Origin of the sequence: Enterobacter sp. HG048, assembly GCF_024702055.1 — a bacterium.
In the GTDB taxonomy this organism is placed as follows: Bacteria; Pseudomonadota; Gammaproteobacteria; order Enterobacterales; family Enterobacteriaceae; genus Enterobacter; species Enterobacter dykesii.
This window is the reverse complement of sequence record NZ_JANLIZ010000003.1, coordinates 177,166-201,453: the sequence shown is the minus strand read 5'-3', so window position 1 is coordinate 201,453 and position 24,288 is coordinate 177,166. Positions and strand designations below refer to the sequence as shown.

General features: G+C 56.7%; 23 protein-coding genes. 9 read left to right on the top strand and 14 right to left on the bottom strand.

Translation table 11 applies throughout. The annotated features are described in order from the left end of the window. Window positions 1–184 precede the first annotated feature (184 nt). From mdtJ to NUX24_RS06385, 3 genes are all read left to right on the top strand, one after another. A complete protein-coding gene (gene mdtJ / locus NUX24_RS06395; protein ID WP_047651327.1) occupies window positions 185–547 on the top strand; it encodes a multidrug/spermidine efflux SMR transporter subunit MdtJ in 363 nt (120 codons plus the stop codon). Further along, the gene (gene mdtI, locus NUX24_RS06390) at window positions 534–863 is read left to right on the top strand and encodes a multidrug/spermidine efflux SMR transporter subunit MdtI (RefSeq protein ID WP_008502462.1); all 330 of its coding nucleotides are present in this window, start codon (window positions 534–536) and stop codon (window positions 861–863) included. Before mdtJ ends, mdtI begins: the two co-directional genes overlap by 14 nt. An 83-nt stretch (window positions 864–946) precedes the next feature. After that, window positions 947–2,938: an EAL domain-containing protein gene (locus NUX24_RS06385; RefSeq protein WP_257830301.1), complete on the top strand. Its 1,992-nt coding sequence runs from the start codon at window positions 947–949 to the stop codon at window positions 2,936–2,938. Between the two features lies 1 nt (window position 2,939). Here NUX24_RS06385 and NUX24_RS06380 read toward each other — a convergent pair whose 3' ends face one another. The 4 genes from NUX24_RS06380 to NUX24_RS06365 all read right to left on the bottom strand — a co-directional run bounded on the left by NUX24_RS06380 (window position 2,940) and on the right by NUX24_RS06365 (window position 7,450). Then, window positions 2,940–3,761 carry a serine protease gene (locus tag NUX24_RS06380; RefSeq protein WP_257830299.1) on the bottom strand — a complete coding sequence of 274 codons (822 nt, stop codon included), beginning with the start codon at window positions 3,759–3,761 and terminating at the stop codon, window positions 2,940–2,942. 280 nt (window positions 3,762–4,041) lie between these two features. Continuing rightward, window positions 4,042–4,416 (bottom strand): acid resistance repetitive basic protein Asr, encoded by a 375-nt coding sequence (gene asr / locus NUX24_RS06375; RefSeq protein WP_047651389.1) that lies wholly within the window; start codon window positions 4,414–4,416, stop codon window positions 4,042–4,044. Between the two features lie 221 nt (window positions 4,417–4,637). Continuing rightward, on the bottom strand, window positions 4,638–6,122 hold the full coding sequence (locus NUX24_RS06370) for a carboxypeptidase M32 (protein ID WP_257830296.1): 1,485 nt from the start codon (window positions 6,120–6,122) through the stop codon (window positions 4,638–4,640). 74 nt (window positions 6,123–6,196) lie between these two features. Further along, the gene (locus NUX24_RS06365; RefSeq protein ID WP_257830294.1) at window positions 6,197–7,450 is read right to left on the bottom strand and encodes an MFS transporter; all 1,254 of its coding nucleotides are present in this window, start codon (window positions 7,448–7,450) and stop codon (window positions 6,197–6,199) included. Window positions 7,451–7,571: 121 nt separating this feature from the next. Between NUX24_RS06365 and NUX24_RS06360 the strand changes: the two genes are divergently transcribed. From NUX24_RS06360 to bioD, 3 genes are all read left to right on the top strand, one after another. Next, window positions 7,572–8,480: a LysR family transcriptional regulator gene (locus NUX24_RS06360; RefSeq protein WP_214575658.1), complete on the top strand. Its 909-nt coding sequence runs from the start codon at window positions 7,572–7,574 to the stop codon at window positions 8,478–8,480. A gap of 118 nt (window positions 8,481–8,598) precedes the next feature. After that, window positions 8,599–9,819 carry a sugar metabolism global transcriptional regulator Mlc gene (gene mlc / locus NUX24_RS06355; protein WP_214575659.1) on the top strand — a complete coding sequence of 407 codons (1,221 nt, stop codon included), beginning with the start codon at window positions 8,599–8,601 and terminating at the stop codon, window positions 9,817–9,819. 130 nt (window positions 9,820–9,949) lie between these two features. After that, entirely contained in the window at window positions 9,950–10,645 is a 696-nt protein-coding gene (bioD, locus tag NUX24_RS06350; protein ID WP_126328409.1) for a dethiobiotin synthase, read from the top strand. Here bioD and clcB read toward each other — a convergent pair. The 8 genes from clcB to NUX24_RS06310 all read right to left on the bottom strand — a co-directional run bounded on the left by clcB (window position 10,580) and on the right by NUX24_RS06310 (window position 17,817). Further along, window positions 10,580–11,890, bottom strand: a complete 1,311-nt coding sequence (clcB, locus tag NUX24_RS06345) for a voltage-gated ClC-type chloride channel ClcB (protein ID WP_214575660.1) — start codon at window positions 11,888–11,890, stop codon at window positions 10,580–10,582. The genes bioD and clcB overlap by 66 nt on opposite strands. 103 nt (window positions 11,891–11,993) lie before the next feature. Then, the gene (gene osmV / locus NUX24_RS06340) at window positions 11,994–13,142 is read right to left on the bottom strand and encodes an osmoprotectant ABC transporter ATP-binding protein OsmV (RefSeq protein WP_047651336.1); all 1,149 of its coding nucleotides are present in this window, start codon (window positions 13,140–13,142) and stop codon (window positions 11,994–11,996) included. Next, window positions 13,142–13,789, bottom strand: a complete 648-nt coding sequence (gene osmW, locus NUX24_RS06335) for an osmoprotectant ABC transporter permease OsmW (protein WP_214575661.1) — start codon at window positions 13,787–13,789, stop codon at window positions 13,142–13,144. The genes osmV and osmW overlap by 1 nt, the downstream gene beginning before the upstream one ends. An 8-nt stretch (window positions 13,790–13,797) precedes the next feature. Beyond that, the gene (gene osmX, locus NUX24_RS06330; RefSeq protein ID WP_257830283.1) at window positions 13,798–14,697 is read right to left on the bottom strand and encodes an osmoprotectant ABC transporter substrate-binding protein OsmX; all 900 of its coding nucleotides are present in this window, start codon (window positions 14,695–14,697) and stop codon (window positions 13,798–13,800) included. 18 nt (window positions 14,698–14,715) lie between these two features. Beyond that, window positions 14,716–15,426, bottom strand: a complete 711-nt coding sequence (gene osmY, locus NUX24_RS06325; RefSeq protein WP_257830280.1) for an osmoprotectant ABC transporter permease OsmY — start codon at window positions 15,424–15,426, stop codon at window positions 14,716–14,718. 277 nt (window positions 15,427–15,703) lie between these two features. Then, window positions 15,704–16,441: a YoaK family protein gene (locus NUX24_RS06320; protein WP_149323758.1), complete on the bottom strand. Its 738-nt coding sequence runs from the start codon at window positions 16,439–16,441 to the stop codon at window positions 15,704–15,706. Window positions 16,442–16,595: 154 nt separating this feature from the next. Beyond that, window positions 16,596–17,219 carry a glutathione S-transferase family protein gene (locus tag NUX24_RS06315; RefSeq protein ID WP_257830276.1) on the bottom strand — a complete coding sequence of 208 codons (624 nt, stop codon included), beginning with the start codon at window positions 17,217–17,219 and terminating at the stop codon, window positions 16,596–16,598. 196 nt (window positions 17,220–17,415) lie between these two features. Then, entirely contained in the window at window positions 17,416–17,817 is a 402-nt protein-coding gene (locus NUX24_RS06310) for an SgcJ/EcaC family oxidoreductase (RefSeq protein ID WP_214575664.1), read from the bottom strand. Window positions 17,818–18,247: 430 nt separating this feature from the next. Between NUX24_RS06310 and NUX24_RS06305 the strand changes: the two genes are divergently transcribed. Further along, window positions 18,248–18,739 carry a hypothetical protein gene (locus NUX24_RS06305; RefSeq protein ID WP_257830272.1) on the top strand — a complete coding sequence of 164 codons (492 nt, stop codon included), beginning with the start codon at window positions 18,248–18,250 and terminating at the stop codon, window positions 18,737–18,739. Window positions 18,740–18,800: 61 nt separating this feature from the next. Here the strand turns inward: NUX24_RS06305 and NUX24_RS06300 are convergent, their stop codons facing one another. Continuing rightward, window positions 18,801–19,118: a YebG family protein gene (locus NUX24_RS06300; RefSeq protein ID WP_047651342.1), complete on the bottom strand. Its 318-nt coding sequence runs from the start codon at window positions 19,116–19,118 to the stop codon at window positions 18,801–18,803. Between the two features lie 70 nt (window positions 19,119–19,188). Further along, window positions 19,189–19,542 (bottom strand): helix-turn-helix domain-containing protein, encoded by a 354-nt coding sequence (locus tag NUX24_RS06295; protein ID WP_047651343.1) that lies wholly within the window; start codon window positions 19,540–19,542, stop codon window positions 19,189–19,191. A 337-nt stretch (window positions 19,543–19,879) separates the two neighbouring features. Between NUX24_RS06295 and NUX24_RS06290 the strand changes: the two genes are divergently transcribed. Further along, the gene (locus NUX24_RS06290; RefSeq protein ID WP_126328418.1) at window positions 19,880–21,055 is read left to right on the top strand and encodes an efflux RND transporter periplasmic adaptor subunit; all 1,176 of its coding nucleotides are present in this window, start codon (window positions 19,880–19,882) and stop codon (window positions 21,053–21,055) included. A 24-nt stretch (window positions 21,056–21,079) separates the two neighbouring features. Beyond that, on the top strand, window positions 21,080–24,235 hold the full coding sequence (gene oqxB / locus NUX24_RS06285; RefSeq protein ID WP_257830270.1) for a multidrug efflux RND transporter permease subunit OqxB: 3,156 nt from the start codon (window positions 21,080–21,082) through the stop codon (window positions 24,233–24,235). The last annotated feature ends 53 nt before the right edge of the window (window positions 24,236–24,288 follow it).

Below are 24,288 nucleotides of genomic sequence, written 5' to 3'. Positions count from 1 at the left end.
TACCGCTGTCTACTCCACTTCTTTTTGCCTGCTTTCTGGTGAGCAACACTGGCGCACCGCACTATAGTCACGTCTTCTGCCTGAGCTGGCGCTAAGCGCTTAGCTGTCTGATTTCAATTTGTATTTTTTGGTTTGCTGTTCGCAGCGGGCCACGATGGATTATATTCTCAAGCAGGAGAAAAACATGTTTTACTGGATCCTATTAGCGCTGGCTATCATCGCTGAAATTACCGGCACGCTGTCTATGAAATGGGCAAGCGTCAGCGATGGCAACACCGGTTTTATTTTGATGCTGGTGATGATTTCGCTTTCTTATATTTTCCTCTCGTTTGCGGTGAAAAAAATTGCGCTGGGCGTCGCGTATGCACTGTGGGAAGGGATCGGTATTTTGTTGATTACGCTGTTCAGCGTGCTGATATTTGACGAAACATTAACAACAATGAAGATCGCCGGGTTAACGACGCTGGTCGCGGGTATTGTGCTGATTAAATCGGGTACCCGTAAACCGGGTAAACAGCAGAAGGAGCAGAACCATGCAACAGTTTGAGTGGGTTCATGCGGCCTGGCTTGGCTTCGCCATCGTGCTGGAGATCCTGGCGAACGTTCTGCTGAAATTCTCCGATGGTTTTCGCCGTAAACTCTATGGCCTGATGTCGATCGCCGCGGTTCTGGGAGCGTTCAGCGCGCTGTCTCAGGCGGTAAAAGGGATCGATCTTTCGGTGGCCTATGCGCTGTGGGGCGGTTTTGGTATCGCCGCTACCCTGGCCGCAGGCTGGGTACTCTTCGGCCAGCGCTTAAACAACAAGGGCTGGATGGGACTCATCTTGCTGCTTGCCGGCATGATCATGATAAAACTCGCCTGACAGACCTCTCGCCATGATTTACAGGCAGCGAAATTCGCTGCCTGTATTACGCTTAGAAAAGCAAAACATGAAGAGGATGGCTGATGTATCGCACATTAAGCTGGCGCAATATTCCCAATGCGAGAACGTTGTTTGCCATGGTCTTCATGGCGGGGATCGGCTTAATCATCTCCATCGTCGCACTGCTCTATCTTTCCCTGCATCTTATCAGCACGAAAACCAATGAAATTGATGAACACCGCACGGTGCTTTCCGTGCAGGGGGCCATTCAGACATCGGTTAACCGCGTCTCCTCTCTGGTGCTGGATAACGCCGTCTGGGACGATGCGGTGCGGGAGGTCTACCGTCCTGCGCTCGATACCGACTGGCTGTACAACACCTGGGGTGCCGGTTTTAAAATCAACAACCTCTACGACGGCACCTTCGTGCTGGATGAACATTTCAACGTCCTCTGGGGATCCTTTCAAAGCCGTCCCTTTAACGAAAAAAACCTCGACTTCTTTGGCAAGGGGCTCAAAGCGCTTATCGACCGGCACGGGCGAGCGCTCGTGGGTGAAAAAAATATCTATGCCGGGATCAGCAAAACGCGAAGCGGCGTCGCCTTTGTGGGTATTGGGTTGATTCGCCCGATGGTCGGAAGATTACAGGTTACCGACGGAACGCGCCGCTATCTGGTGATTACCCGCCATCTGAACGCCAGAATATTATCCGACCTGGGGGCGACCTTTCAGATCGATCGCCTCAACTATACCCCCGAAAAAATCGACGATCGCAGCATGCCGCTGCACAGCGCGGCGGGGGAGTTAGTCGGATATCTGAACTGGCAGGCGCGGCTTCCAGGCGCACAGGCCGCCCGGGCGGCATCGTCTGATATCAGGCAGATTGTGGTGCTGGCCTCGGGGCTGATCCTGCTTTTCATTCTGGTGAGCAGCGTGGGGCTGTACAAACTCGCGCGCGGTGAAAGCCAGGCGCGTCTGGTCGCAAGAACGGACTGGCTAAGCCATCTGCCAAACCGGCGTGCGCTCATCGAAGCGCTGGACCACGTGAGTTTACGCGGTGATATCGACGTCAAAAGCGTGGTGTTTATCGATCTGGACGGTTTTAAAGATGTGAATGACATCTACGGCCACAGCGTGGGAGACGATCTCATCGTGGCGATAGCGAAAACGCTGAGTGAACGCGTGCCGACGGGTGGAATGCTCGCGCGCATGGGCGGGGATGAGTTTGCCATGACCATCGGCGGAGATGATGCAGAGGCGCAGGCCACCGCCTTTGCCGCTTCGGTGCTGGATTTTTTCACCACCCCGGTTCAACTGGGGGAACGCACCATCCATATCGGGGCCAGCATCGGTATCGCCAGCGGAACTCTGATTGAATGCACCAGCTCAGAACTGTTTCGCCGCGCTGATATTGCCATGTATCACGCCAAATTGAGCGGGAAAGGGCGTATCAGCCACTATGACGCGGAGCTCAACAGCGTCCGGGAACGCAAGCTGGCGATTGAAAATCAGATTCGTGACGGTCTGGAACGCGATGAGTTTGATGTCTGGTATCAGCCGATTATTGACGCCCACAGCCAGACAATGAGCAGCGTCGAGGCGCTGGTCCGCTGGCCGCGTCGCCCGGAGGGGCCGCTTGGGCCGGATATTTTTATCACCATTGCGGAGACCAGCGGTCTGATTTACAAGCTGGGCCAGTTTGTGTTGCAGCGGGCCTGCCAGGATCTGCAGCCTTACGGCGACTTAAAGCTCTCCGTGAATATCTCCCCCGCGCAATTTCGCGATCCTGCATTCGAAGAAAAAGTGGCCAGCGTGCTGGAGACCACCCGTTTCCCGGCCCACCGACTGCAGCTTGAGGTTACGGAGTCGTATGTACTGGAAAACCCGGAGCGTGCCCGCATGGCGATAGCGAATCTTAAAGCGCTGGGTACGGCGGTGGTGGCAGAAGGGGTGGAAACCGAGAAGCAGATGAAACTGCTGCGGCTGGCTGGCTGCGATCAACTGCAGGGTTTTTGGTTCAGCCAGCCGATGCCGATTGAGTCAATAAGAGCGTTACGTAAGGTCAGACGCTGCTGATTTACTGCTGCGCCAGCGCTTCCAGCTTGTCGCGAAAGCCGGTCACGGACAAGGCCCGGTTATCTGCGCGCCAGCGATCTTTCGCCGCCGGTGCAGAGCTTTGCACACCGATCAACTGCCAGCCGTTATCTGTTTTCAGCATCAGCGGTGAACCACTGTCGCCCGGCAACGTATCGCACTGGTGCGAGAGTACGCTGGTTTGCGCCCAGCCCGTCACAATACAGTCGGTATGCGTATAAAGCGTATCCAGATGATCGACAGGATAGCCTGACTGCGTCACCTTTCGGTCGGCGGCCTTCAGCGCGGCGGTGAGTGCGGCCTTGTCGCCGTCAAATAACGGCAGCGGCGTAATGCCTGAAGGCGGGTAGCGTAAAACGATCAGGCCAAAATCCCACGAGGCGGCCCCCGGCGGCACGATCCAGCCGTCGCCATCCGGCTTCAGGCGTTTGCCGAGAGACGGATCAACCCGTCCCTCAATGCCGTGGATTTCATAGCGCCAGGTCCCTTTTTGCGACACAAACCGCAAGGCAACCGCTTTATCCGGCTTGCCGTTTGGCGGCGTTAACAAACAGTGGCCTGCCGTCAGGGCAAGCTGTGGGGTGATCAGCGTCGCGGTGCACAAGTTACCGCTGGCGGTTTCCAGTTGACCTATAGCATCCCAGGGCGTCTGGGTGGGATCGGCGACGCGCGTACGATCGTCATGACCGAAAAAAAGCGTCTTTAGCTCTTTTGCGCTAATGGTGTCATCACCGCCATCATCCGCATGTGAGAATCCAGAAAAAAGACCAAACGTTCCCAGTAACAACACAACAGATTTACGCATATCACACTCTGGTGGGGGTAATTATGATTATTAAAAGTGAACCCTATGAAAATACTATAGACGGGACAGCGCTAAAGTGGGAGTAAAATCAGCGTGCTACAATCAGGAAAGATAAAAATGGCTGGCGATGAGCGCGCATAAAATAAGCAGGATCAGAATCAGCTCAAACCGATAGCGTCGCAGCATACGCCCTCCGGAAATAAAAAAACGGCGCGGAACCTGTTCCGGTTCAGCGCCGGTTTACCAACGTGCCCCGAAGGGCACGGTTAAGCTTGTACTCTTACGCAGCTGGCTGTGCAGCTGGTTTAGCAGCTTCGTGTTTTACTGCTTTTTTGTGATGCTTTTTAGCAGCCTGAGCTTTCTGTTCTACAGCCGGTTTAGCGGCTTTTTTGTGGTGCTTTTTAGCAGCCTGCGCTTTCTGCTCTACGGCTGGTTTGGTTGCTTTTTTGTGGTGCTTTTTAGCAGCCTGGGCTTTTTGCTCTGCAGCCGGTTTAGCCGCTTTATGGTGTTTCTTGTGATGTACGGTTTTTGCTGGCGCAGCGGTGGTCGTTGCAGCAGGTGCCGCAGCAGCCGGTGCAGCAGTGGTTTCAGCAGCAAACGCAGCAGAAGACAGACCCATAGCAGCGGCAACAACCAGAGCTAATACTTTTTTCATGTTCATACCCTCGAATTTGGTTTTTCATTTAACCCCACTGCGGGGCCGTTGAAAGAACTATATCCCTGTAAATTCGAGGTTTCCGTGAGTGATTGGTATCGGCTTGTAACCATATGTACATTGCCGGGGTCCTGCACAGACGGCCCTCTCCCTTGAGGGAGAGGAGTGAGGGGGAATATACGGCTTCTTTACCTGAGGTCCCTCACCCCTGGCCAAACAGATTACAAATAGCGCGAGGTCAGATGTTCGCGGAAGTAACGGATATTCAGATCTTCACCCGTCGCCTGGGTGATTAATTGCGACGTGCTGAAGCGGCTGCCGTGCTGCCAGATGTTCTGACGCAGCCACTCAAAGAGTGCGGAAAAATCGCCCTCAGCGATGGAGGCCTGCAGACCCGGCAGTGCGGTTCTGGCGGCATGGAACAGCTGCGCGGCGTACATGGCGCCAAGCGTGTATGACGGGAAGTAACCAAAACCGCCGTCGGTCCAGTGGATGTCCTGCATACAGCCGTTGCGGTAGTTATCTTTGGTGGATAACCCGAGCCAGGCCTGCATTTTCTCATCCCACAGGGCAGGAATATCGTCCACCTCGATCTCGCCGTTAATCAGCGCCCGTTCAATTTCATAGCGCAGCACCACGTGTGCAGGGTAGCTCACTTCGTCCGCATCGACGCGGATATAGCCAGGTTTGACGCGCTGGTTCCAGGCAATAAAGTTCTCTTCGCTAAACGCCGCCTGGCTGCCAAAGCGGGCGTGTACCGCAGGCAGGAGATGCCTGAGGAAGGCTTCACTGCGCCCCAGCTGCATTTCAAAGAACAGGCTCTGTGACTCATGGATTGCGGTTGAGCGCGCCAGGGCAATCGGTTGTCCTGACCACGCGCGCGGCAGGTTTTGTTCGTAGCGGGCGTGTCCTGTTTCGTGGATCACGCCAAACAGCGCGCTGAGCAGCTCATCCTCGTCATAGCGCGTGGTGATACGCACGTCTTCCGGGACGCCGCCGCAGAACGGGTGCGCGCTCACGTCCAGGCGACCGCCGTTAAAATCGAAGCCAAGCATCTTCATGGCTTCCAGGCCCAGCTCACGCTGTGTTGCCGTCGGGAAGGGGCCTTGCGGAGGAATAAACGACCGTTGAGCCTGTTTTTCGACCACGTTTGCCAGCAGATCCGGTAGCCAGGACTTCATATCGCCGAACAGAACGTCCAGACGCGCGCTGGTCATGTCGGGTTCAAAAATGTCCAGCAGCGCGTCGTACGGCGTACAGCCTTTGGCTTCAGCCCGCAGGCGAGCCTCTTCGCGGCTGAGTTTGACCACCTCTTTCAGGTTGGCGGAAAAACCCTGCCAGTCGTTGGCGGGTCGCTGAGTACGCCAGGCGTGTTCACATTTGCTGCCTGCCAGGGATTTCGCTTCCACCAGCGATTCCGGCAGCAGGGTAGCCTGCTGGTAGTGGCGCGTCATTTCGCGCAGGTTGGCCTGTTCGACATCATTCAGAGCCTCAACTGCCGCCGCCGCTAACAGGTCGCCGACTTTTTTATCGGTCAGGATCTGGTGTTGCAGGACGCTCATTTCCGCGAGTGCTTCACCGCGCGCGGCGCTGCCGCCCGGCGGCATCATCGTGAACATATCCCAGCTGGCGATGGAGGAGAGATGGGAGAGGCGGGAGAGACGTTGGAAGGTGCGGGTGAGTTGTTGGTAGTTATTGTTTTTCATGAAGTCCTCGTGTCTGAATCAGCCGATGACAAAAATTAGCATCGGCTTGATTTAAACACGAAGGCGCTGGAATGTTAATGCAGACGTTTATGCAAACTGGTGCCCACCAGCAGCGCCGCACAGAGCATCAGCCCGATAAACCCGCCCACGCCGTTCCAGCCGTAGTGATGCCAGAACACGCCGCCGAGCGTCCCGGCGATGCTGGAACCCAGGTAATAGCTAAACAGATACAGCGACGATGCCTGTCCTTTGGCGCGACGCGCGCGCGGGCCAATCCAGCTGCTGGCGACCGAGTGCGCGGCAAAGAACCCCGCAGAGAAGAGCAGCATGCCGGCAAAGATAAACCACAGCGAGGAAAAGAGCGTCAGCAGCAGGCCGAGTAACATCACGCCCGTGAATACCAGCAGTACCGGCCCGCGTCCATAGCGTGCGGTCATCGCCCCGGCTTTCGGCGAACTCCAGGTGCCGGTGAGATAGGCCACAGAAAGCAAGCCGACAACGGCCTGATTCAGATGCCACGGGGAGAGCATCAGGCGATACCCAATATAGTTAAACAGCGTGACGAAGGCGCCCATCAGCAGAAAGCCGATCAGAAACAGGCGCGGAAGCCCTTTGTCGCGCCAGTGCAGGCGGAAGTTGATAAACAGCGTTTTCGGGCGCAGCGATGTCGGGCGGAAATGACGCGATTCCGGCAGAATTTTCCAGAACATCAGGGCGGATGCCAGCGCAAAACACCCGATGACCGCCAGCGCAATACGCCAGTTAAAGAAATCCGTAAAGACCCCGCTCAGCAGGCGGCCGCTCATTCCGCCAATAGAGTTCCCGCTGATGTAAAGCCCCATGGAGAAAGCAACAAAGCTCGGGTGGATCTCCTCGCTGAGGTAGGTCATTCCGACCGCCGCCACGCCGCTGAGCGAGAGCCCAATCAGCGCGCGCATCACCAGAATACCGTGCCAGCTGGTCATCATGGTCGAGAGTAACGTACAGACCGAGGCCAGCATCAGCGCGGTCACCATCACCGGCTTACGGCCAATGGCGTCGGACAGCGGTCCGGTAAAGAGCAGGCCAATCGCCAGCATGCCGGTAGAAATAGAGAGTGACACGCTGCTGCTGGCAGGCGATACGCCAAACTCATGAGAGAGAACGGGCAGGATCGGCTGAACGCAATAGAGCAGGGCGAAGGTCGCCAGACCGGCGGAAAAGAGCGCCAGCGTGACGCGCATAAATTGGGGGGTACCACGTTTAATGAACTGGACCGGCTGCGGTGCTGCGGGTAAATCATTGATATCTCTTGCCGGATCGATATCAATAGTCGTTGTACGGCTCACACAGTTTCCTTGCTTAAACATCCCCGTGATTTCTGGTGACGGGTATGACCACCTGTTCAGGGTAGGAAAATGTAAATATTCTGTCTAATATATTAATAATCTCAAATGATACTTTAAAAATATGAATATCGAGCTGCGCCATCTTCGCTACTTTGTCGCCGTCGCCGAAGAGCTGCATTTTGGCCGCGCGGCGGCACGGCTAAACATCTCTCAGCCACCGTTAAGCCAGCAGATTCAGATCCTGGAGCAGCAGGTCGGGGCGCGCCTTCTGGCCCGCACCAACCGCAGCGTGAGCCTGACGGCGGCGGGCAAGCAATTTCTCATCGACAGCCGACAAATTCTGAGCATGGTCGATGACGCCGCCGCCCGGGCAGAACGGCTCTATCTCGGCGAAGCCGGAGAGCTGCGAATCGGGTTTACTTCGTCCGCGCCGTTTATCAGCGCCGTCTCGGAAACCCTGTCGTCATTCCGTCGTCACTTTCCGGATGTTCACATTCAGACGCGCGAAATCAACACCCGCGAGCAGATTGCGCCGCTGAATGAAGGTTCGCTGGATTTGGGCCTGATGCGTAACACCCAACTGCCGGACACGCTGGCGTGGGAGGTTATCCTGCGCGAACCGCTGATGGCTATGATCCCGCACGATCATCCGCTGGCGTCGCGTCCGGCGGTTTCGCTGGCAGAGCTGGCAAAAGAGCCGTTTGTCTTTTTTGACCCGCAGGTCGGGACGGGCCTGTATGACGATATCCTGGGGCTGATGCGCCGCTACGATCTTGCCCCGGTCATAACTCAGGAGGTAGGGGAAGCGATGACCATTATTGGCCTGGTCGCGGCCGGGCTGGGCGTGTCTATTCTTCCGGCCTCCTTTAAGCGGGTACAACTGCGCGAAATGCGCTGGGTGACCATCGCCGAAGAGGATGCCGTTTCCGAAATGTGGCTGGTGTGGTCAAAACACCGCGAGCAGAGCAACGCCGCGCAGCGCTTCAAACAGCAGCTAATGAGCGCCTCTGCCGGGCGACATTTTCAGTGAAAATAGGGCAAAAATGTGCGGTAAATCACATGGCTAAGTAAATATTTGACGGCAGCCATACAAGTGCTTCACCATAGCCAACAGTTTATTTCGAAGCTCGAAAATAAGGGAGTACGAGGTGGTTGCTGATAGTCAGCCAGGGCATATCGATCAGATTAAGCAGACCAACGCTGGCGCAGTGTATCGCCTGATTGATCAGCTTGGTCCGGTTTCGCGTATCGATCTTTCGCGCCTGGCACAACTGGCACCTGCCAGTATCACCAAGATTGTCCGCGAGATGCTGGAAGCGCACCTGGTTCAGGAGACGGAAATTCAGGAGCCGGGCAGCCGCGGCCGTCCGGCAGTCGGGCTGGTGGTGGAGACGGAAGCGTGGCACTACCTGTCGCTGCGCATCAGCCGGGGCGAGATCTTCCTTGCGCTGCGCGACCTCAGCAGCAAGCTGGTGGTAGAGGACCGGCTTGAACTGCCGCTCAATGCGGAGGAACCGCTCCTCGACGCGATTGTCTCGCATATCGATCGCTTCTTTATCCGCCATCAGCAGCGGCTGGAACGCTTAACGGCGATTGCCATCACCATGCCGGGCATTATTGATACCGAAAATGGCATCGTCCACCGCATGCCGTTTTACGAGGATGTCAAAGAGATGCCGCTGGGCGAGGTGCTGAAAAACCATACCGGCGTACCGGTCTATATTCAGCATGACATCAGCGCCTGGACGATGGCGGAAGCGCTGTTTGGCGCGTCGCGCGGTGCGCGGGACGTGATTCAGGTGGTTATCGACCATAACGTCGGGGCGGGCGTGATTACCGACGGTCGTCTTCTCCACGCCGGAAGCAGCAGTCTGGTGGAAATCGGTCATACCCAGGTCGACCCGTACGGTAAGCGCTGCTACTGCGGAAACCACGGCTGTCTGGAGACCATTGCCAGCGTGGAAAGCGTGCTGGAGCTGGCGCAGGTTCGGCTTAGCCAGTCCATGAGCTCCTCGCTGCACGGACAACCCCTAACGGTGGATTCCCTCTGCGCCGCCGCGCGCCAGGGCGATCTGCTGGCGAAGGACATTATTACCGGGGTGGGGAATAACGTTGGCCGCATTCTGGCCATTATGGTGAACCTCTTCAACCCGCAAAAAATCCTCATTGGCTCGCCGCTGAGCCAGGCGGCGGAGATCCTTTTTCCGGCGATTACGGCCTGTATTCAGCAGCAGTCACTTCCCGCGTACAGCAAAAATATCGCGGTAGAAAGTACCCAGTTTTCCAACCAGGGAACCATGGCCGGCGCGGCGCTGGTCAAAGATGCCATGTATAACGGCTCGCTGCTAATCCGCCTGTTGCAGGGTTAACTCTTTTCCGCAGATGTAAGAAAAATTGCGCTATCTCAAGCCGGGTAGCGCATGCATCCCGTAGACTTCCTCCACTGAATTATTTACCTGGTTTATATTTTCGAAGCATACCCAAGAGGTGGAGTGAGTCATGCTTAAGCGTTTCTTTGTTACTGGTACAGATACCTCTGTCGGCAAGACCGTCGTATCCCGCGCATTGCTGCAGGCGCTGGCAGCAAGCGGTAAACGCGTGGCAGGGTACAAACCGGTCGCAAAAGGCAGTAAAGAGACGCCAGAGGGATTGCGTAATAAAGACGCCCTGGTGCTGCAAAGCGTCTCGTCGCTGGAACTGCCTTATCACGCGGTCAATCCCATTGCCTTAAGCGAAGAGGAGAGCAGCGTAGCGCACAGCGGCCTGATTAATTATCCCCTGTTGTCCGACGGCCTTGCGAACCTGAGCGAACAGGTGGACCACGTGGTGGTTGAAGGAACGGGCGGCTGGCGCAGCCTGATGAATGACCTGCGCCCGCTGTCTGAATGGGTCGTGCAGGAGCAGCTTCCGGTGGTAATGGTGGTGGGTATCCAGGAAGGGTGCATCAACCACGCGCTGCTGACGGCGCAGGCGATTGCCAATGACGGCCTGCCGCTGGTTGGCTGGGTGGCAAACCGCATCAACCCGGGCCTGGCGCACTACGCGGAGATTATCGACGTGCTGAGCACCAAACTCCCCGGACCGCTGGTGGGTGAACTGCCTTATCTGCCACGCGCCGAGCAGCGCGAGCTAGCGCAGTACATCGATCTCTCTGCCCTCGGTGGCGTGCTGGCCGTAGATCGAGTCGTGGCGTAACGTCCGCGACAATACGGACGCCACCACGCAGGCGACCAGCAGGCCGGGCAGTAAAAAATACTGCCCGGTCATTTCACAGACCATCAGCGCCGACATAATGGGCGCATGCGTGGTCGCGGCAAGTAGCGTAGCCATCCCCGCCAGCCCCAGCAAAATTGCCGTTTCAGAACCCGGCAGCCACAGTGCGAAAAGCTGCGCGAACAGCATTCCCGTCGCCATACCGACAAACAGCGTAGGCGTAAAAACCCCTCCCGGCGCACCCGATCCGCTGCTCGCCAGCACCGCCAGCAGCTTACAGATGAACACCCCGGCAATCACCGACAGCAGCGGCGGGGCGAGCAGAAAAGCCTGAACCACGCTGTAGCCATTCCCCCACACCTTCGGCGTGAGGAGAGAAAGCAGCCCGACGATCGCACCGCCCAGCGCCAGCTGCCACGGTGGCGAAAGCTTGAGGCGCAGGAAAAGCCCGTGGCTGACGTCCATCAGCCACATCAGCAGCGGTCCGCAGAGGCCCGCCACCAGCCCCATCGCGACGAGAAGAGCATAATCGGCCGCGGTAAGGATGCCGCTCAGATGGACCGCGTAGAGCGTACCCGCGCCCGGAGCCAGGAGCTGCGTCGTAAGCAGCGCCACCACCGCCGCAATCACCACGGGGCCGAGCGAGGCCAGCATCAGCGTGCCAAACAGAATTTCCGCGATGAACAGGCTTCCGGCAAGGGGGGCGTGATAGGCGCTGGCCATCCCGGCAGCGGCACCGCAGGCAATCCATAATTTCCATTCGGATTTGGGCGTAAAGCGCCGGGCGAAAAGGCAGGCGGCGAGGGCGGCAAGCAGGATCATCGCCCCTTCACGCCCGATGGCGCTTCCGCTGGCAACGACCAGCAGCGAGGCAAAGGATTTCACAAGGCTGGCGCCGTAGTCAAACTGGCCGTCTCCGGTCTCCAGCGCCTCCATGTAATCGGTAGGGGCATGAGGCCGCTGCGCGGTCAGACGCTGCCATCCCCAGAGCAGCAGCCCGGCAGCCAGCCCGCCCAGCGCGGGCGTTAGCGCGCGCCGCCAGGGCGAGAGCGACGCGGCGGCATTCACCAGGCTGCCGCTATCGTTGCTGAGAAGCAGCCACTCCATCAGGTACATGCTGTGTCGAAACACCGCCACGGCCAGCGCGGCCAGCACGCCGGTGACGGTGGCAATCAGCAGTCGACGAAACATCGCGCGGATGTCAGGGTAGGTATGAAGACGTTGCATGGGTCGCGTTTTAACGGGGACGATACGATATTGTGGCGGGAAATCGCGGGGTTAGCAAAAGGTCTGCGTGCGAAAAAGGCCGGGCGATGCCCGGCCAGAGAGGTTAGCTGTCGCTGTGAATATTCAGCGCCCGGCGCGTGCGCCCGGAACTCAGGTACTCGGCAATATAGTCCTGCGAAATCTCGCCGTTGTAGCGCCCGTCCTCATCCACGATCGGCATCCAGCTGGTGTTGCTCTCATACAGACGTGAAAGCACCACGCGCAGGTTGTCTTCCGCCTTGCCGGTCATGCGGAACGTATGCAGGATGTCGGCGCAGGTACCGCTGGCGTTACGCGCTTCGCGACGCTTCACAAAGCCCAGCGGCTTGCCGTGCTCGTCAACCACCGTAATCGCGCGAATATCGTTATCATCCATGGTCGCAAAGGCTTCAGGGAGGGGAGTAGAGCCCCGCACCGTGATGGTCGGCTGCTGGTCGGTGACGTCGCCCGCCGATACCAGCAGCAGACGCTTCAGGGTGCGGTCCTGACCGACAAACGAGCCGACAAACTCGTTCGCTGGTTTCGCCAGCAGCTCATCCGGGCTGGCGCACTGCACGATTTTCCCCTGACGGAATACCGCAATACGGTCGCCGAGCTTCAGGGCTTCGTCGATATCGTGGCTGACCAGCATGACGGTTTTTTTCAGCTTGCGCTGCATCTCCAGGAACTGGTTCTGGATCACCTCGCGGTTGATCGGATCCACCGCGCCGAAGGGTTCATCCATCAGCAGTACCGGAGGATCTGCCGCAAGGGCGCGGATCACGCCGATACGCTGCTGCTGGCCGCCGGACATCTCGCGCGGGTAGCGGTTGAGGAACTTATGCGGATCCATCGCCACCATATCCATCAGCTCTTCGGCGCGGGTTTTGCAGCGCGCTTTATCCCAGCCCAGCATGCGCGGCACGACGGTGATGTTCTCTTCGATGGTCATGTTCGGGAACAGGCCAATCTGCTGGATCACGTAACCGATGTTGCGGCGCAGGGTGACGGTGTCCATCCCGCTGGTGTCCTCGCCGTTGATCAGGATCGTCCCGCTGCTTGGGGTAATGAGGCGGTTAATCATCTTCAGGGTGGTGGTCTTCCCGCAGCCGGACGGGCCGAGCAGGACGCACATTTCCCCTTCGGGCACGGTCAGGTTGACGTTGTCGACGGCCTTAAAGGTCTGGCCGTGCTTCTGTGAAAATTGTTTGGTGAGGTTTTCCAGTTTTATCATTATCGAATCCCCTTTGGAGTCAGAACCACCTGCAGACGGTGCAGCAGCCAGTCAAGCACAATTGCTAAAAGACAAATCATCAGCGCGCCCGCAATCAACATGCGAATATCGCTTCCGCCGATGCCGTTGAGCAGCAGCAGGCCCAGGCCGCCCGCGCCAATCACCGCGGCAATCGCCATCACGCCGATATTCATCACCACGGCGGTGCGGATCCCGCCGAAAATCACCGGCAGCGCCATCGGGATCTCGACCCAGCGCAGACGCTGCCAGAAGGTCATGCCGATGCCGCGTCCGGCTTCGCGCAGGCCCGGCGGCAGGCTGTCGAGCGCCGTATGGGTGTTACGCACAATCGGCAGCAGCGAGTAGAGAAACACCGCCGTGATCGCGGGCAGGGCGCCAATCCCCTGACCGATCAGCGAAAACAGCGGGATCATCAGGCCAAACAGCGCAATGGACGGAATGGTCAGCACAATGGTGGCCATCCCCAGCACCGGCGTTGCCAGCCACCTGTGGCGGACAATCAGAATGCCCAGCGGTACGCCGATGATGATGGCTAAACCTACGGCCAGCGCCACCAGCCACAGGTGCTGAAGGGTGAGGGTTAAGAGGTAATCCCAGTTGTCCAGAATGTAGTGAATCGTCTCCATAGCGCCTCCTACAGCAGCTGTTTGCTACGCAGGAAATCGCGGGCGACCTGCTGCGGTGACTGATGGTCGATATCCACCTTCTTGTTCAGCTCGGTGATAACGTCGTTGTTGAGCTGGGCCGAGAGGGTGTTGAGCGCCTCTTCCAGACCGGGATTGGCCTCCAGCGTGTCCTTACGCACCACCGGCGTCACCGCGTAGCTCGGGAAGAAGCCTTTATCGTCTTCCAGCACCTTGAGGTCGAAGCCTTTTACGCGCCCGTCGGTGGTGTAAATCAGGCCGGCGTCAACGAAGCCGTCGCGTACCGCGTTATAGACCAGACCGGGGTCCATCTGACGGATTTGCGGGCGGTCCAGATCCATCTTGTAGGCCGCCTGAAGCGGCTTCATGCCGTCGCTGCGCCCGGCAAATTCCAGGTCCAGGCCCAGCAGCCAGTTTTTGTCCGGGTTGGTTTTACGGATCTGCTCAATTTTCGCCACCATCTCCGACATGGTGTTGATATGTTCCGCCTCGGCGCGCTTGCGCTGCATGGCAAAAGCATAGGTGTTGTTCATATCGGCGGGCTTGAGCCAGACCAGACCGTGCTTCGCGTCCAGGCGTTTCACCGTCTCGTACGACTCCTCTGGCGACATGCGCTTGTTGATGTGGTTAAAGATGATCAGCGACGTGCCGGTGTACTCCCAGGTCATATCAATCTGCTTGTTGATCATCGCGTTACGGGAAATCACCGTGGCGATATTGGTTTGCGGCTGAACCTGAAATCCTTTCTTCTGCAGGTACTGCACGGTCATCGCCGAGAGAATGTGCTGCTCGGTAAAACTCTTGGTCGCCAGAATCAGCGGGGCCGCCATCGCCTGGCTGGTGAACAGCGCCGCGGCACACATCGCCGTCAGGCCGGATATCAGTCTCATAAAAGCTCCTTGTTATTGTTATCGAGCGAGATGGGGACTCATCACGCGACCCAGCGCCGCCAGCAGGGTATCGAGGATCAGGGCGAATAGGGCGGTGGCCGCCGCGCCGAGGATCAGGGTCGGGAAATCGTTCAGGTAAATGCCGGGGAAAATCAGCTCGCCGTAGCTGCTGGCGCCAATCAGGAACGCCAGCGGTGCGGTACCGACGTTAATGGCGGTGGCGATGCGGATCCCCGAGAGCATGACCGGCCAGGCGGCAGGCAGCTCAACCTGACGCAGACGCTGCCATTTGGTCATCCCGATGCCGTTTGCCGCTTCCAGCAGCGACGGCGGGACCGAGCACAGCCCGGCGTAGGTATTGCGCACGATCGGCAGCAGCGAGGCGAGGAACAGGGCGATGATGGCGGGCGTATCGCCAATGCCAATCACCACCATCGCCAGCGCCAGAACGGCCAGCGGCGGCAGCGTATTGCCGACGTTGAAGATTTGCATCACATATTCGGCGATACCCCGCGCGGCCGGGCGGCTCAGCAGAATACCGGCTGGAATACCCACCAGCAGGGCAAAAAACATCGATGAGAAAACCAGAATCATGTGCTGTTGCCCGAGATAGACCAGGTCAACCTGGCGCGCCCTGATCGTTTCCAGCCCAATGCCCCAGACGAGGAGGGCGAGAACCACGATAATGGCGCCGACAAACAGCAGCGAACGTTTGAGTAATGAGTGCATTGCGGTGTGTCTCCCTGTGCGCATGCGTTATAGCAACCACCGGTTGCCTGTTGTTATGCCATGTTTCGGCAGGGGTATTTCACCTATAGCAAGCGTTTGGGAAGGGTTCCAGCGAAGGGGTAAAATCAGTAACCCTATGAAAATAGTGACAACCTTGTGTTAGGCCTTATGGCATAAGGGCTGATTGAGGGTCAGGCAGAATAGTCCTAAAGCGAATTTTTAGATGTGACGGTGTCACATCTAAAGGGCTATTACGATCGAATATCGAACATTATCTTCACAGAGAGGCACGAACCCGTCGAACCCGCGTCGAGACGGTGATAATGGAAACGATAGCGACCACGGCGAGCATCAACCCGAGCGCCAGCATAGCGTTAAACCCAATCCACCTGAACAGCAGCAGCCCCGCGATACCGCCCGTAATAAACGAAAACAGGGTGGTTAAGTGGGTTTTCAGCTGACTTTTTTGTGCCGCCGTATCTTTGGAGTAATCCCTGCGCAGCATCGCCACCATTACGGAGGCGAGGGAAATTCCCGCGTCCGTCAGCGTGCCGGTAATGTGCGTCGATCTCACCCGCCCGCCGGAAAGCTGCGTGGAGGTGGAGTTATGAATACCCATCAGAAAACAGAGAAAAAGAATAATCTCGCGGTTGCTGGTGAGCGCATGAAAATACATTTCGTAGAAGGAAACGCCGGTCAGTAATATCCCCTCTACAAAAAGGATCTGACAAAAAACCAACCTGACGTTATGGATAATGCCCCATATCACTATCGTGCGGGCAAGAATGGCGCCTGCGACAAAGGAGAGAATAATCGAGCCGAAGAAAATAATATCGCTGAGGTCGGTGGAAGAGACTTCGCTGGATAACTGTGAGGTGTTGCCGGTCATGTGTGAGGGGAAAAAACCAAATGCCCCGAGAGCGATGGCATTCAGCAAACCTGCCGAGGTCGCCAGCCAGAGAGCAAGCCGGCGATCCTCCTTATGCGTTCGTTCTTTCTTGAGTCTAATCAGCAAGAATACCTCCGGGTTGAGCTTTGCCTGAATAGTCAGGCTAGCAAAGCGGTGCAACGGGCTGTCCAGGATATGGCTTAATTATTATTCCCTCTGACGCGTTTAAGGGTTTAGTAATTAAATAAAATATCCTTGCTCAACATGGGGCATAAATACTTTATATCATGCCGTTATTGCCGTGGCGCAAAAACGCCGGTCGCTGGTTAAGACGTTCAAACCAGGCCTCAATCGCCGGCACGTCAGGTTTATCAAACGGCGTCATTTTCCAGCGATTCACCGACAGCCCAAGCACCACGTCCGCTAGGGTAAACGTCTCGCCCGCCGCAAATGCGCCGGTGCGCTGCAGCTGGTTTTCCAGAATGGTGATGCAGTGGTTCCACTCTTTTATTCCCGCCGCAATGCGCTCAGGGTCGTTAAAGTCCGGGTTTTTACGCCCCAGCGCCGGGAAGACATAGCGCCAGGCGTTGTTAAATTCAGTGGCCTGCCAGTCCATCCAGCGCTCAACGTTGGCGCAGGCCTGCGGTTCTGCGGGCAGCAGATCGTGACGTTCGGCCTTGCGCGCCAGATAACGGCAGATGGAATTGGACTCCCACAGCACGAAATCGCCATCAATCAGCACCGGCACCATGGCGTTAGGGTTCAGGGCGCGAAAGGCATCCGTTTCCGTTGAGGCAAAACCGCTGCCGTAATCTTCCTGTTGATACTCGATGCCTGCTTCTTCGCAGGTCCAGAGTACTTTACGCACGTTGATGGAGGTGGTTTTGCCGAGGATGGTGATCATTGCGCAGGTGTCCCTTAGAGGAATGAGTTGTTTAGGAACAATACACCAGTTGCACGGAGGAGGTTGGGGCAAAATTTGGTGGGGCGTGCTCTGTCTGGGCCCGGCGAAGGTTTCTGGAAGGCGCCTCGCAAAACGCAAAGTAACCTTATGAAAGTGGAGGGGCGGCAGCGCCCCTTTGAAGCCGTGATTAACGCGCTTAGTTCCCGGTATCCAGAAGCGACGTACCGTAGGAGTTGTCGATGGTACAAAGCCAGCGTCCGTCGCTTTCCAGCCGAAAAACATAGGTAGCGCGGCGCGACATTTCCGTTATTCCACCCTGACCATCAGGAAAACGGAGAACGGTTTCCATGATAACGAGGGCATTGCCACCGCCTTCGATCACATGCATCTCCCCTTGTTCCACAATCAATTGGTCCTGAAAATAATCAGAAATGGCAATAAACGCGCTGCGAATGTTCTCTTTGCCTTTAACCGTCATGCCGGGCTTAACCACCAGAGCCGCGTCGTCGGCGTAGTACTCCATCAGCGCGTCATAGTTTTTGGTGGTGATGGCGCGATCGCAGGATTCAATGATCTGGCGTAGCGGGTGTGGGGTCATGCGCATCTCCTTTTTATTGGCTAAACAGGTATTAACGTAACAGTCTGGCGTGTTTGTATAGCTACCATGTTTTATGGTTGGTGGCTGTGGGATTGACGTGGAGGCGCTAAGTAACGTTACGTTTGCAATGAGTGGGACGCAAACATAGCTAACACATTCCGCAGATATCACGGCGATAATTGTTCAGTTGCCTAACAATAGACCAGCAATGATGGCAGTATTTATCGAAGGATTTAATTTAAACTGGAAAATTTCTCTAAAGTTTTTTGCGGAATAGCCGTTTAGTTAATGAGAAATTTGCTCAACAGATATTATGGTCAAATAAAGTGTAGCATCTAGTAGTTAATTGCATTTTTTAGTTGCTATAAATGAAATTGGTTTTATTTAATTAGGGATAATGATGATTAGAATCTTAGGGTTTATATTCGTAATGCTTACGGCGGGGTGTTCAACACCAGGGAAGCCGGCGTTCTATTATACCTGGACACAATATAAAACTGGTGTTGAAGTGATGCTGGTTAATGAACCTCAGTATAAAGATGGTTTTGATGGAATTCTCCGCCTCGACGATAAAGGTGAATACGCAGTAATGACCGTTTACTACGGTGGGGATTTGTCTGGTCATTTTGGTTACGTCACCAAGGCCAGCCTCGAACGTTGGATAACTATGTATACTAACTTTTTAAAATGGGATCCGACAAAACCAACACAGACGACGAAATTCAATATTCCGGATAATCTCTCGTGGACTCATAAAAGCTACGAAGTTGAGTATCAATTTATGAACGGCAAAAAACTATTTATCATAAGGAAGCACGGTAATGGTAACTGGTTTGTGGACTTCTCAGTGCTCTCGATGGATGAAGCCAATATCACCAAATTGAATGAAGTCTATACCGAACTGAGAGAAAGGCTGAAATAGCCCGTCAACTATCACTCTAAAAGCCTCCGTTGGGAGGCTTTTCTCTTTCAGGCAGAATAAATCAGGCCGCTTTCACAGCCCTGATTTTCTTCATATCAGCCGCGTCGGATTCAGTTTTATCCGCTGCAGCTGGGGCAGTGAGATCGGGAAGCTTGCTGGTACGCAGAATATGCTGCACGGTCTCTTTCTGCTCGGCGAGATACAGGCCAAGATTTTCAGCCTGCGTTTCATCCATTTGCATTCCGCTTTGCAACAGCCAGTCGGTGAACGCGTCTGCCATATCGAGCAGTTTGTCGTGAGCGTCAGCCTCTTTCTTACTGGCAAATGTCATTTTCTCTTCACCTTTTCTTACGACAACAAATTTTGTTTCAACAGCCATCGTGCACCTCGCTATACTGTGTTTATGTACAGTATATCAGCAACAGATCGATGTTGCAGCAAAATATGCATTACTGGCGAAGCTGCTGCATTTCGGGGCCACCTATACTGCGCCGCCATGCCCCAGGCGCCTGACCATACTGACGCTTAAAGCTGCGGTTGAAGGACTGCTGGGAGTCAAAGCCCAGCGCGATCGCCACGTTCAGAATCGGCTCGTCGCTGTGGGTTAACCGCTCAACCGATTTTTGCAGCTTTTGCGCGCGAATATACCCGGCGAGGGGATAGCCCGTATGTTCTTTGAACAGGCGCTGGAGGTGCCATTTCGAGTAGCCGGAACGCCTGGCGACGGACTCAATGTCCAGACGGCTGTCCAGGTTGTTGTCGATCCAGTCGAGTAAATCATGCATAAATGCGCCAGTGTTCATCTGGTTACCCCCACGCAGCGGATGGAAAAGTATCTTTGTCTGTTGCATTTAAAGGTGGCGCGTTTTTGTATTAATTGCAAGTTTTATTGTTGCATTTAAATCCCTGAGCGAAACGGGTCTTTTCACATCCGCTCAAATAGCACATAAAGTGCAACAATTATTCTTGCACTTAGTTAAGCGCCTTCCTACAATCGCCGCGAATAGTGTATTCGCAACTGTTACAGTTTTGTGGCGATGAACGACACAAATGGCCTTAAGACAGCCCCCGGACAAAGGAAGTGGCGCGGTGCCTCCTGCTGCGTCTTGCCCGGCGGCGACAATTATCGGAATAAAAATAATGAGCCTGCAAAAAACCTGGGGTAATTCTCATCTGAGCGCGCTGGGAGCAATGTTGCTCTCCGTGCTGCTCGTCGGATGCGACAACAGCGTCGCGCAAAACGCCGCGCCGCCTGCGCCCGCCGTCAGCGCTGCTGACGTGGTGGTGAAATCCATTAGCCAGTGGGATAGCTTTAACGGCCGGATTGAAGCGGTGGAGAGCGTTCAGTTGCGCCCGCGCGTTTCCGGCTACATTGATAAAGTGAATTACACCGACGGTCAGGAAGTGAAGAAGGGCGAGGTGCTGTTCACGATTGATGACCGAACCTATCGCGCCGCGCTGGAACAGGCGCAGGCGAACCTGGCGAGAGCCAAAACGCAGGCGAGCCTCGCGCAAAGTGAAGCTAACCGTACCGATAAGCTGGTCAATACCAACGTTGTCTCCCGTGAAGAGTGGGAGCAGCGTCGTTCGGCCGCCACTCAGGCCCAGGCCGATATTCGTGCCGCGCAGGCGGCAGTGGACGCTGCGCAGCTCAACCTTGACTTCACCAAAGTCACCGCGCCTATCGACGGTCGCGCCAGCCGGGCGCTGATCACCAGCGGCAACCTGGTGACAGCGGGCGACACAGCCAGCGTTCTCACCACGCTGGTCTCGCAGAAGACGGTTTACGTCTACTTTGACGTGGACGAGTCAACCTACCTTCACTATCAAAACCTGGCCCGCAGCGGGCAGGGGGCGTCCAGCAACCACACGGCGCTTCCGGTTGAGATTGGCCTGACGGGCGAGGAGGGCTATCCCCATCAGGGCAAAGTGGACTTCCTTGATAACCAGCTCACGCCGAGTACCGGTACCATCCGCATGCGCGCGCTGCTGGATAACGCGCAGCGTCAGTTCACGCCGGGACTTTTTGCCCGCGTACGCCTGCCGGGCAGCGCCGAGTTTAAAGCCACGCTTATCGACGACAAGGCGGTGCTGACCGATCAGGATCGTAAGTACGTCTATATCGTGGATAAAGAGGGGAAAGCGCAGCGCCGCGACATTACGCCGGGTCGTCTGGCAGATGGTTTACGCATCGTGCGGCAGGGGCTGAATCCTGGCGATAAAGTCATCGTCGAGGGTTTACAAAAAGTGTTTATGCCGGGTATGCCGGTTAACGCCAAAACCGTTGCCATGACCGCCACCAGCGCCCTCAACTGATCCCTTGACCTGAGAATCCTACCCATGGACTTTTCCCGCTTTTTCATCGACAGGCCGATTTTTGCCGCGGTGCTGTCGATTCTGATTTTTATCACAGGGTTAATCGCCATCCCGCTGCTGCCGGTGAGCGAATATCCTGACGTCGTGCCGCCAAGCGTGCAGGTGCGCGCGGAGTACCCGGGCGCCAACCCGAAAGTGATTGCCGAGACGGTGGCGACGCCGCTGGAAGAGGCGATCAACGGCGTTGAGAACATGATGTACATGAAGTCCGTTGCGGGCTCCGACGGCGTGCTGGTCACCACAGTCACCTTCCGTCCGGGTACCGATCCGGACCAGGCACAGGTGCAGGTGCAAAACCGCGTCGCGCAGGCCGAAGCGCGTCTGCCGGAAGACGTGCGGCGCCTGGGCATTACTACCCAGAAACAGTCCCCGACGCTGACGCTGGTGGTGCATCTGTTTTCGCCCAACGGTAAGTACGATTCCCTGTATATGCGTAACTACGCCACGCTGAAGGTGAAGGACGAGCTGGCGCGTCTGCCCGGCGTCGGGCAGATCCAGATTTTCGGCTCGGGTGAATATGCGATGCGCGTCTGGCTGGATCCCAACAAGGTGGCGGCCCGCGGGCTGACCGCTTCGGACGTGGTCACGGCAATGCAGGAGCAAAACGTACAGGTCTCCGCCGGGCAGCTTGGCGCCGAGCCGCTGCCGAATGAGAGCGATTTCCTGATCTCCATTAACGCTCAGGGCCGCCTGCATACCGAAGAAGAGTTTGGCAATATTGTCCTGAAAACAACGCAGGACGGTACGGTCGTCCGCCTGCGCGACGTGGCGCGTATCGAAATGGGGTCCGGCAGCTATGCGCTGCGTTCCCAGCTGAACAATAAAGACGCGGTCGGGATTGGTATCTTCCAGTCGCCGGGGGCGAACGCCATTGATTTGTCTAACGCGGTGCGCGCGAAAATGGACGAACTGTCCACGCGCTTCCCGGCGGACATGAAGTGGGCGGCACCTTACGATCCGACCGTTTTCGTGCGCGACTCCATCCGTGCGGTCGTGCAAACGCTGTTGGAAGCGGTGGTGCTGGTCGTGCTGGTGGTGATCCTGTTCCTGCAAACCTGGCGCGCGTCGATCATTCCGCTGATCGCGGTGCCGGTTTCGGTGGTGGGTACCTTCAGCATTCTCTACCTGCTCGGCTTCTCGCTCAATACCCTGAGTTTGTTCGGGCTGGTGCTGGCCATCGGTATCGTGGTGGACGACGCCATCGTGGTGGTGGAAAACGTCGAGCGAAACATAGAAGAGGGGCTTGCGCCGCTTGCGGCGGCGCATCAGGCGATGCGCGAAGTGTCCGGGCCGATTATCGCGATTGCGCTGGTGCTGTGCGCGGTGTTTGTGCCAATGGCGTTCCTCTCAGGCGTGACCGGGCAGTTCTACAAGCAGTTTGCGGTGACGATCGCGATTTCCACGGTCATCTCCGCCATTAACTCGCTGACGCTCTCTCCGGCGCTGGCGGCACTGCTGTTAAAACCCCACGGCGCGCCGAAAGATTTCCCGACCCGGCTTATCGATCGTCTGTTCGGCTGGATTTTCCGTCCGTTTAACCGCTTTTTCCACCGCAGCTCGAACGGCTATCAGGGGCTGGTGGGCAAAACGCTGGGAAGACGCGGCTCGGTATTTGTGGTGTATCTGCTGCTGCTCTGTGCCGCAGGCGTCATGTTTAAAGCGGTGCCCGGCGGGTTTATTCCGACGCAGGACAAGCTGTACCTGATTGGCGGCGTGAAAATGCCGGAAGGTTCGTCGCTGGCGCGCACCGACGCGGTGATCCGCAAAATGAGCGAAATCGGGATGAATACCGAAGGCGTGGACTACGCGGTGGCGTTCCCGGGGCTGAATGCGCTGCAGTTCACCAACACGCCGAACACCGGGACGGTCTTCTTCGGCCTGAAACCGTTCGACCAGCGTAAGCATACTGCGGCGGAAATAAACGCTGAGATCAACGCGAAAATCGCGCAAATTCAGGAAGGCTTTGGCTTCTCCATTCTGCCGCCGCCGATTTTAGGGCTGGGGCAGGGGTCGGGCTATTCTCTGTATATTCAGGATCGCGGCGGTCTGGGGTATGGCGCGCTGCAAAACGCGGTGAACACCATGTCCGGTGCGATTATGCAGACGCCGGGAATGCACTTCCCGATCTCAACCTACCAGGCTAACGTGCCGCAGCTGGACGTGCAGGTCGACCGCGATAAGGCGAAAGCGCAGGGCGTGTCGCTGACCGATCTTTTCGGGACGCTGCAAACCTATCTGGGCTCGTCGTACGTCAATGACTTCAACCAGTTCGGACGTACCTGGCGCGTGATGGCGCAGGCCGACGGGCCGTTCCGCGACAGCGTGGAAGATATTGCGAATCTGCGCACCCGCAACAGCCAGGGCGAAATGGTGCCGATTGGCAGTATGGTGAAAATCACGACCACCTACGGGCCGGATCCGGTGATCCGTTACAACGGCTACCCGGCGGCGGACCTGATTGGCGATGCCGATCCGCGCGTGCTTTCGTCCGCACAGGCGATGACGCAGCTGGACGCGATGTCTAAGCAGATCCTGCCTAACGGGATGAACATTGAATGGACGGATCTGAGCTTCCAGCAGGCCACCCAGGGCAACACGGCGCTGATCGTCTTCCCGGTCGCGGTGCTGCTGGCGTTCCTGGTCCTGGCGGCACTGTATGAAAGCTGGACGCTGCCGCTGGCGGTGATCCTCATCGTGCCGATGACCATGCTGTCCGCACTGTTTGGCGTCTGGCTGACCGGGGGCGATAACAACGTCTTCGTGCAGGTGGGGCTGGTGGTACTGATGGGGCTGGCGTGTAAAAACGCGATTCTTATCGTGGAGTTTGCCCGCGAGCTGGAAATTCAGGGCAAAGGCATTATGGAAGCCGCGCTGGAGGCCTGCCGCCTGCGTTTACGTCCGATTGTGATGACCTCCATCGCCTTTATTGCCGGGACTATTCCGCTGATCCTCGGCCACGGGGCAGGCGCAGAAGTGCGCGGCGTCACCGGGATCACGGTGTTCTCCGGGATGCTGGGCGTGACGCTGTTTGGTCTGTTCCTGACGCCGGTGTTTTACGTGACGCTGCGTAAGTTCGTGACGCGCGGGAAAAAAGAGGAAAGGGACGTTCTGCCCGCGTAGGAAAGCTGCAGATAATAAAAAACCGCCTTTATTGTGAAGGCGGTTTTTTTTCG